This window comes from Stappia sp. 28M-7 (assembly GCF_014252955.1).
Lineage (GTDB): Bacteria > Pseudomonadota > Alphaproteobacteria > Rhizobiales > Stappiaceae > Stappia.
In genome coordinates this window covers 1974707-1984190 of record NZ_JACMIA010000001.1, presented here as the reverse complement: position 1 = coordinate 1984190, position 9484 = coordinate 1974707, and the positions used below count along the sequence as shown (strand labels likewise).

The 9484-nt window shown below is 67.9% G+C and carries 7 protein-coding genes; 4 read left to right on the top strand and 3 right to left on the bottom strand.

Features of this window, described 5'->3' with window-relative positions:
• Positions 1 to 203 precede the first annotated feature (203 nt).
• From H7H34_RS08690 to H7H34_RS08675, 4 genes are all read left to right on the top strand, one after another.
• On the top strand, positions 204 to 1208 hold the full coding sequence (locus tag H7H34_RS08690; protein WP_120268240.1) for a helix-turn-helix domain-containing protein: 1005 nt from the start codon (positions 204 to 206) through the stop codon (positions 1206 to 1208).
• Between the two features lie 115 nt (positions 1209 to 1323).
• A complete protein-coding gene (locus tag H7H34_RS08685; protein ID WP_185924943.1) occupies positions 1324 to 2454 on the top strand; it encodes a saccharopine dehydrogenase family protein in 1131 nt (376 codons plus the stop codon).
• 171 nt (positions 2455 to 2625) lie between these two features.
• Entirely contained in the window at positions 2626 to 4743 is a 2118-nt protein-coding gene (locus tag H7H34_RS08680) for a potassium/proton antiporter (RefSeq protein ID WP_209006183.1), read from the top strand.
• Between the two features lie 117 nt (positions 4744 to 4860).
• Positions 4861 to 5187: a hypothetical protein gene (locus H7H34_RS08675; protein ID WP_147421841.1), complete on the top strand. Its 327-nt coding sequence runs from the start codon at positions 4861 to 4863 to the stop codon at positions 5185 to 5187.
• Positions 5188 to 5205: 18 nt separating this feature from the next.
• Here the strand turns inward: H7H34_RS08675 and H7H34_RS08670 are convergent, their stop codons facing one another.
• The 3 genes from H7H34_RS08670 to H7H34_RS08660 form a co-directional block, all read right to left on the bottom strand.
• Complete coding sequence (locus H7H34_RS08670; protein ID WP_185924942.1) at positions 5206 to 6213, bottom strand: ChaN family lipoprotein; 1008 nt, start codon at positions 6211 to 6213, stop codon at positions 5206 to 5208.
• Between the two features lie 113 nt (positions 6214 to 6326).
• The gene (locus H7H34_RS08665; protein WP_120268245.1) at positions 6327 to 7520 is read right to left on the bottom strand and encodes an acetyl-CoA C-acyltransferase family protein; all 1194 of its coding nucleotides are present in this window, start codon (positions 7518 to 7520) and stop codon (positions 6327 to 6329) included.
• Positions 7521 to 7890: 370 nt separating this feature from the next.
• Complete coding sequence (locus H7H34_RS08660; RefSeq protein WP_067341626.1) at positions 7891 to 9390, bottom strand: CoA-acylating methylmalonate-semialdehyde dehydrogenase; 1500 nt, start codon at positions 9388 to 9390, stop codon at positions 7891 to 7893.
• Positions 9391 to 9484 lie beyond the last annotated feature (94 nt).

Genomic DNA, 9484 nt, shown 5'->3' with positions numbered 1-9484 from the left:
CCTGACGCGAATGTCGCAATTCGCGGCAAAAGCGGGTTTCGGGGGAGCGCGATTAAATGTTGACTTTTTCAGTCAAGAATTGGAGATCATGGACGGGCCCGCTACCCCGATCCGGGCCGGCACGGCCCCAATCGGATACTTATTTTTGCGTGCACCTTCCGCCTTAGGCACTTTTCTGGTGCGCAGCCCTGGGAGAGGTTCGAATGGCTCTGAACATCGAAGAGCGCCCTTTGAGCCAGGCTGCCAGCGAGCTCGATCTCGCGGCGCGGCAGCCAAGCCACAGCGGCCTGACGGAGACGGCGGTCGACGGAGAGTTCCGTCGCTTCGGCATCCGGCTCGGGCTTGAACTGTCCGTCTATGACCTGCAATTGCAGGACCGCTTCCGCCGCACGGCCAACATGGCGCCGGGCCTGACCATCGTCATCCTGCAGCACGCGACCGGCAGCAGCATGCTGCGCGCGCTGGACGGCGACCCGCATCCGGTGCGGCTGGACTACGATCCGCGCTCGGCACTGATGATCTTTTCCAAGACGCCGATTTGCGGGGTCTACGACGTGCCGGCGGACACGCGCTTCCGCGGCATCGAGATCCGCGTGAGCGAGGCATTCCTGCGCCGGCTCGATGCGATGGCCCTGTTCGAGCAGGCGCTCGGCGGCCATCCGCTGACCGTCGCCGCCGCCGGCTCGTTCTGGGTCGGCCGGTTCCCGGCGACGGAAATGATCGACGCGCTGGCCGCCGGGCTGGTGGCCAGCGGGCTCGACCGCTGCTGCGAGGACCTGGCGATCGAGGCGCGCTGCCTCGACCTGCTGACCGCGGCGATCTCGATGATGCGCGAGCCGCTGTTCTGCCAGAAGACGAAGATCCTGCGCGACTCGCGCAAGCTCAACGAGGCGAAGAACACGCTGTTGCGCCAGCTCGACCGCAGCTGGACCATCCACGACCTCGCGATCTGCGTCGGCCTCAGCGAAAAGCGGCTGAAGGACGGGTTCCGCCAGCAGTTCGGCCTGCCGGTCTACAGCTTCCTGCAGAAGTCGCGGATGGAGGAGGCGCGCACGCTGCTGGCGCGCGACGGGGCGACGGTGACCGAGACGGCGCTGGCGGTGGGCTATGCCAATCCGAGCCGATTCTCGCAGCTGTTCCTGCGCGAATACGGCATGACGCCCTCCGACTTTGTCCGCCGCAACCGGCTGGAGGTAACCGGCATATAGACGGAAACTCCGTCATATTGCCGGAAACGGCGTCAGAATCGACGCACTGTGCCCTGATGCCCGGACATGAGCCGAGATATCCTCATGGAAACAATATCCAGAGGAGATTTTCGTCATGACTGTCTGGCCGGTGCTGATCATTGGTGCGGGAAAGATCGGCCGCACCATCGCCGCCCTGCTCGCCGCGACGGGCGACTACCGCGTGACCATCGCCGACCGGGATGCGGCGGCGCTGGCCGCCGCACGGCGCCCGGATGTGGCCATTGCGCAAGTGGATGTCGCCGACGAGGAGGCGCTGGTAGAGGCGCTTGCCGGGCACCGCGCGGTGCTGTCGGCCGCCCCGTTCTTCCTCACCCAGACCATCGCGCGTGCCGCGAAGCGCGCCGGGGCGCATTATCTCGACCTGACCGAGGACGTCGCCTCGACCAAGGCCGTGAGAGAGCTGGCGCAGGACGCGGAAACGGCCTTTGCCCCGCAATGCGGCCTGGCACCGGGCTTCGTCTCCATCGCCGCGCACGACCTTGCCGGCCGCTTCGACACACTGGAGAACCTGACCCTGCGGGTCGGCGCCCTGCCCCGCTACCCGACGAACGCGCTGAAATACAATCTAACCTGGTCGACGGACGGCTTGATCAACGAGTACTGCAATCCGTGCGAGGCGGTGCTGGACGGCGAACGGACGCTGCTGCAGCCGCTGGAAGGCTACGAGACCTTCTCGCTGGACGGCGTCGACTACGAGGCGTTCAACACCTCCGGCGGGCTCGGCTCGCTAGCCGAGACGCTGCAGGGCCGGGTGCGGAACCTGCGCTACCTCACCGTGCGCTATCCCGGCCACCGCGACATCATGCGGCTGCTGCTGACAGACCTCGGCCTGAAGGACCGGCGCGACCTGATGCGCGACGTGCTGGAGACGGCGGTGCCGATCACCCGGCAGGACGTGGTGCTGGTGTTCATCACCGCCTCGGGCCGGCGCGGCGACCAGCGCGAGCAGATGTCGGCGGTCTACCGGGTGACGGCGCAGGATGTCGGCGGCGAGACCTGGAGCGCGATCCAGATCACCACCGCGTCGGGCATCTGCGCGACGCTGGACATGCTGCGCGACGGCACGCTGCCGGCACGCGGCTTCGTCACGCAGGAGGCAATCCCGCTCCACGCCTTCCTCGCCAACCGCTTCGGCCGCGCCTATGGCCAGGACAGTGGCGCGATCGGCGCCGCACCGGCGGGGGCACGACGCGCGGCAGCGTGAGGCGGAAAAGTTTGCAAAAAACGCGTGGCGGTGCCTGGCACCGCCATTTTTTTAACTCATATCAATACAATACCGGTGGTACGCCCCGCTTCGGGCGCGATTTGCCGATAACCGAGAGGTCGTCACGGTCCAGACACGGCGCGATCGCACGCGCCCGGAGAATGCCCGCCGATGTTCGAGACGCTCAACCTGCTGATCCTGATCGCCGCCGGGCTCGTCGCCCTTTCGGTGTTCACATCGCTGGTGAGCTTCCGTATCGGCGCCCCGTTGCTGCTGGTGTTCCTCGTGGTCGGCCTTGCCGCCGGCGAGGACGGACCGGGCGGCATCGCCTTCTCCGACACCCGGGCCGCCTATTTCATCGGTTCCATCGCCCTCACCTTCATCCTGTTCGACAGTGGATTCCGCACCCGGCTGGCGACGTTCCGCCTGGCCGCAGCGCCCGCCGTGGCGCTGGCGACCCTGGGCGTGGTGCTGACGGCGGGCGTCGTCGGCGCGGCGGCGCACTACCTGTTCGGATGGGCCTGGACCGACGGGCTGCTGCTCGGCGCTATCGTCGGCTCGACCGACGCGGCCGCGGTGTTCTTCCTGCTTCGGGTCGGCGGGGTGAACCTGCGCGAGATGATCTCCGCGACGCTGGAAGTCGAATCCGGCTCGAACGACCCCATGGCCATCTTCCTCACGGTGACGCTGATCGGCATGATCACCGCCGGCTCGATGGAAGCGGATGCGGCGGCCGGCGCCGAGATGATCCTGGAATTCGTCCGGCAGATGGGCCTCGGCCTGCTGGCGGGCCTGGCCGGCGGCTATGCCATCGTCCAGATCGTCAATCGCATCAAGCTCGAAGCCGCGCTCTATCCCATCCTGGTGCTGGCGCTGGCGCTGGTCTTGATGACCGTGACCACCCTGGTCGGCGGCAGCGGCTTCCTGGCGGTCTATGTCGCCGGCATCCTGTGCGGCAATGTCCGCATGCGCCAGCAGCCTTCGCTCAAGAAGTTCCAGGGCGGCACGACCTGGCTCAGCCAGATCGGCATGTTCGTCACGCTCGGCCTGCTGGCGGCGCCCTCGCAGTTCGGCGACGTGGCGGTGCAGGGCTTCGGCCTTGCCGCCGTGCTGATCTTCCTCGCCCGCCCCTTCGCGGTCTGGCTGTGCCTGATGCCCTTCGGCTTTTCCCGCAGCGAGATCGCCTTCGTGTCCTGGGTGGGTCTGCGCGGAGCCGTGTCGATCCTGCTCGCCATCCTGCCGCTGATTTCCGGCCTGCCGAACGCGCAGGAGATCTTCAACGTCACGTTCCTCATCGTGCTGACCTCGCTGGTGCTGCAGGGCTGGACGATCCGCCCCATGGCGCGCTGGCTGAAGCTGACCGTGCCCGCGCGCATGGGGCCGGTCGACCGTATCGAGCTGGAGCTGCCCGGCGGCCAGGACCTGGAACTGGTCGGCTACACCGTCCATCCGGCGAGCCCGGTCGCCCGGGGCGAGCGTATTCCCCGCTGGGCGCGGCCGGTGCTGATCCTGCGCGAGGGCCGCAACATCCGCCTGCAGAAGGCCGGCAAGCCGCAGCCCGGCGACCGGCTCTACATCCTCGCCAGCCCGCGCCAGGTGCCGGTGCTCGACACGCTGTTCGCCGCCGCGACGCAGGAGGAGAACGACCCGGCGCTGTTCGGCGACTTCGACCTCGACCCGGAGACCCGGCTGGCCGAGCTCGGCGCGCTCTACGGCTTCCACGTCAACAAGGGCGATGCGGACCTGACCTTGCGCGCCTTCATGATGCGCGAGCTCGGCGACGACGTGGAGCCGACCGACCGCGTCGCCTATGGCGACATCGACCTGGTGGTTCGCGCGATCGATGACGACCACGTCATCACCGCCGTCGGCCTTGCCGTCGAGCATGTCGAGCCGGCGGAACCGACCCTGCCCTTCTTCTTCTCGCGCGAGGACATCTACAAGGTCGCCCGCCGGATCGCCGGACGCATCCGCCGCAACCGGGCGCGGGCCAAGGTGCTGGCACGGCGCAAGAGCGCCTATGACCGGCCGGAGGCAACGGAGGCCCCGTCTGCGGCGGTGGCTGCAGCCGCCGCGCAGGACGCGCGCCCGGCGTCCGGTGCGCCGCAGACGGACACCGCCGGTTCCCCGGCGCCGAGGCCGCCCGCTCCGCCGCGCGCGGCAACGAAGGACGACGCCCAGGACGACGACGAGGACGACGCCCCGGCCGCACGCAAGGACGAGGACCCGGACGACGAGACCGGCGAGACGCCGCGTCTTGCCGCCGCCGGCAGCGACCCGTCGCGCTGATCCCGCCGCCGCCTGACGGCGGGCGAAAAACATGACATGAGGGGAAGACCTCGTGGCGATGCTCGCTTATGGTGCGGCCGTCACAGTGTCTTTCATTTCATGTCATGGAAGTTCAGCATGCACCGATTGACTACGCTTGCCCTTGTTTTTGCCTCGGCCTCTCTGGTTGCCGCCTGCGGCGGAGCAAAAGCCCCCAAGGAATTGATGGCTTACGCAAATTGCGTGGAGCAGGCCAATGTGCCGAAGCCGTACCGCGTCTCCCAAAACTCGGTCATCACGTCTTCGAACTACAAGGTGACGTTCGAGGAATTCTCGGTACAGGGGCAGGAGTTGACGCCCGACCAGGCCGTGCAGATCCGGCAGTGCTACGATCTGGCCCTGCTGGGTCCGGGCGCCGTGGCGGCGCCGGCATCCCAGCCGCAACCGGCCGCCCCGGCCCCCTGAGCCGTTCGCCTGCGGCCCTTACTTCTTGCCGCCGAACCGCTCCTTCAATTCCTCGCAAGGATCCCCGCGATCCTTGCGGGGCGTGAACCAGAGATAGTCGTAAGGGGGCGGAAGGTCCGCGGTTCCGCCCGCATAGAGCGAGGGCTCGTTCTCGCCTTCCCTCACCTCGACGAAGCCGACGGCAACGGCCTTCGCGTCCGGCGCCCGCCATTCGAGATAGCGCGGCACGCCGAGATCCTTGCGGACATGGCCGCTGCCTGCGATCAGGACAGCCCCTTCGTCGCCCGCTGAAATCATCGCATCGGCAAGCCTTGCATCGCGCAGGCGCTGCACGGCGACGAGCGGGGTCAGCGCCTCGCGCGGCATCATTGCGCAATGCCCGTCGAACAGGGTGTCGAGCATGGCACCGTCCGCCGCCTCGCCCAAGGGCTCGGAAAGCCGCAGCGCCGCCACCTCGTCCGCGCCGAGCGCCGCCATGCCTTCCGCCGCGATCTTGCGGCGCTCGCCGCGCGGCGTATCGCCGGCAACGACCGGCAAGCCCTGCGCGACCGCGACCTCGATCACCGGCCGGTAGATCGCATAATCCGGCCAGCCGCTCTCCGCCCAGCGAAGTGCCTCGCCGAAACCCTCCGCCGTGCCCTTGCCCTCGACGAGATAGGCATCGACATCGCCCTGCCGGTCGCGGGGCAGCATCTCCAGCACCACGGCGGGCTTGCGCGCGCCCTTCCCCGCCGCCGCCGCCAACAGCCGTGCCTGCAGCGCGTGATGGTCAGGGTTGTCGTGGATCTCGCCGAGCAGCACGAAGCGCGCGCCTGCGACCACCTGCTCGACCTCGGCCGGCGGCACGAAGGCGGACCTTGCGACGGACCAGACACGCGCGGCGAGCGGATGGTCCGCGCCGTCCGACAGAGAGAACCCGCCGGAGGGAGCCCCGTCAGGAAAAGCGGCTTGAGAGAGCGCGGAAGGAACGCCCGCGAGCGGGACGAGCACAAGGGCGGCGGCAAGCCGCAGGGCCGACAGGGTCATGTCCTTGGATTCCATGATCGGGCAACGCAACGCCCCACCCGTCCTATCCGCGGCGGGCAGCGACCGACAGGCAGATGGGGCCTTTTCAACAAAGGAAAAGGCCCCGCGCCCGATCAGTCGACGTTCAGGTTCTCGATGGCCAGCGCAATGCCCTGGCCGCCGCCGATGCACATGGTGACCAGGCCGTAGCGGCCGCCGGTGCGCTCCAGCTCGTAGAGCGCCTTGACCGTGATGATGCAGCCGGTGGCGCCGACCGGATGGCCAAGCGCGATGGCCCCGCCATTGGGGTTGACCCGGTCGGAGGGGAAGCCGAGCTCGCGCATGACCGCACAGGCCTGCGCCGCGAAGGCCTCGTTCGATTCGATGAGGTCGAAATCGGCGGCCGTGAGGCCGGTCTTTTCGAACAGCTTCTGCACCGCCGGGACCGGGCCGATGCCCATCACGTCCGGCTCGACGCCCGCATGGGCATAGCCGACCAGCCGGGCCATCGGCTTCAGCCCGCGCGCTTCCGCCAGCGCCCGGTCGGCCAGCACCACCGCTGCCGCACCGTCATTGATGCCGGACGAGTTGCCGGCGGTCACCGAGCCGTCCTTGCGGAAGACCGGACGCAGGCTGCTGAGCGTCGAGGGCGAGGTGTCGGCCCGCACATGCTCGTCGGTGTCGAAGGTGACGGCGGTGCGCCCGGCCTGCACCTCGATCGGCAGGATCTGCTCCTTGAAGCGCCCGTCCCGGATGGCGAGCCCCGCCCGATGCTGGCTCTCCACCGCGAGCGAATCCTGCGCCTCGCGGCTGATGTTGTAGCGGGCGGCGACATTCTCCGCCGTGATGCCCATATGGCCGCCGCCGAAGGGATCATTCAGCGCGCCGAGCATCATGTCGTGCATCACCGCATCGCCCATCTTCACGCCGAAGCGGGCACCGGGGCTGGAGAACGGGGCACGGCTCATGGATTCGGCGCCGCCCGCCAGCGCATAGTCGGCATCGCCGAGCAGGATCGACTGCGCGGCGGAGACGATGGCCTGCGCGCCCGAACCGCAAAGCCGGTTCAGCGTCAGCGCCGGGGTTTCCACCGGAATGCCGGCATCCACTGCCGCAACCCGCGCCAGATACATGTCGCGCGGCTCGGTGTTGATGACATGGCCGAAGACGACATGGCCGATTTCTTGGGGTTCGACGCCCGAGCGGCGCACAGCTTCGGCAGCGACCTTGGCGCCGAGCTCGGTCGGCGGCACGGATTTCAAGGCACCGCCGAACGACCCGATGGCCGTACGCACCCCCGACAGGAACACCACTTCACGCTTCGACATAAATCTACTCGCTTCCGTATTGCCCGACCTGTGAATTTTCCGTCCAGTCGCCGACGACGAGGAGAGTGCCTCCCGACCCCGATGCCAGCCCAGTTTGCCCCTGGGCGACAGGTAAACAAGCCACGGCATATTTAGCAAGGCGGACGTGTCGCCGAAGGCCGGGCGGACAGGTGGATCAGGAAGCGTTTTCAAGCTCCCGCGCCATGCCAACCGGCTCCCCTCCTCGCGCAAACAAAAACCCGCCCCGGCCAGGCCGAAGCAGGTTTCGCAATATTTCCGGGTGGCGGTCGTGGCGCGGGCTGGCGCCCGCGTGCACTCGCGGTCGTGCCACCGGCACGATCGGTCCGGCCCCGAAGGGCCGGACCAAGGCTCACTTCATGGTCGGAATGACGAACTCGGCGCCGTCCTTCAGGCCCGACGGCCAGCGCGAGGTCACCGTCTTCGTCCGCGTGTAGAAGCGGAACGCATCCGGGCCGTGCTGGTTGAGATCGCCGAAGCCGGACTTCTTCCAGCCGCCGAACGTGTGGTAGGCGAGCGGCACCGGGATCGGCACGTTGATGCCGACCATGCCGATGTTGATGCGGCTGGCGAAGTCGCGGGCCGTGTCGCCGTCGCGGGTGAAGATCGCGGTGCCGTTGCCGTATTCGTGGCTCATCGGCAGCTCGAGCGCCTCGTCATAGTCCTTGGCGCGCACGACGGAGAGCACCGGACCGAAGATCTCTTCCTTGTAGATCGACATGTCCTTGGTGACGTTGTCGAACAGGCAGCCGCCCATGAAGTAGCCGTTCTCGTAGCCCTGCATGGTGAAGTTGCGGCCGTCGACTGCGAGCGTCGCGCCTTCCTTCACGCCCTGGTCGACCAGGCCCTTGACGCGAGCCAGCGCCTGGGCGGTGACGAGCGGGCCGAAGTCGACATCGTTGCCGGCGGTGTAAGGCCCGATCTTCAGCGCTTCGACGCGCGGGATCAGGCGCTTCATCAGCGCGTTGGCGGCTTCCTCGCCGACCGGGACGGCAACCGAGATCGCCATGCAGCGCTCGCCGGCAGCACCATAGCCGGCGCCGATCAGCGCATCGGCCGCCTGGTCCATGTCGGCATCCGGCATGATGATCATGTGGTTCTTGGCGCCGCCGAAGCACTGCGCGCGCTTGCCGTTGGCGGTGGCACGCGAATAGACGTAGGCCGCGATGGAGGTGGAGCCGACGAAGCCGACCGCCATGATGTCCGGATCGTCCAGGACGCCGTCGACCGCTTCCTTGTCGCCGTTGACGACGTTGAGGACGCCGGCCGGCAGGCCCGCCTCGATCATCAGCTCGGCCAGCATCATCGGCACGGACGGGTCACGCTCCGACGGCTTCAGGATGAAGGCGTTGCCGGCGGCAATCGCCGGGCAGAACTTCCACATCGGGATCATCGCCGGGAAGTTGAACGGCGTGATGCCGGCAACGACGCCCAGCGGCTGGCGCATGGAGTACATGTCGATGCCGGGGCCCGCACCTTCCGTGAACTCGCCCTTCAGCAGGTGCGGCGCGCCGATGCAGAACTCGGCAACCTCGAGACCGCGGATGATGTCGCCCTTGGCGTCCGGAATGGTCTTGCCGTGCTCGCGCGACAGCGCCTCGGCGAGCTTGTCCATGTCGCGATGCAGCAGGTCGACGAACTTCATCAGCACGCGGGCGCGCTTCTGCGGGTTCTGGGCGGCCCATGCCGGCTGGGCGGCAGCGGCGTTCTCGACCGCGGCGCGCAGCTCTGCCTGCGAGGCGAGCGCCACCTTGGCCTGAACCTCACCGGTGGCCGGGTTGTAGACGTCGGCAAACCGGCCCGAGGTGCCCTCGACATGCTTGCCGCCGATGAAATGTCCGATTGTCTTCATGGGTCGTTCTCTCCCTTGTGGCGCAGCCCGCACGATGGAGCGCGCAGCTTCTCGCGGCCAGATGCCACGTTCGAGGCTGACACTGTCATGCCTT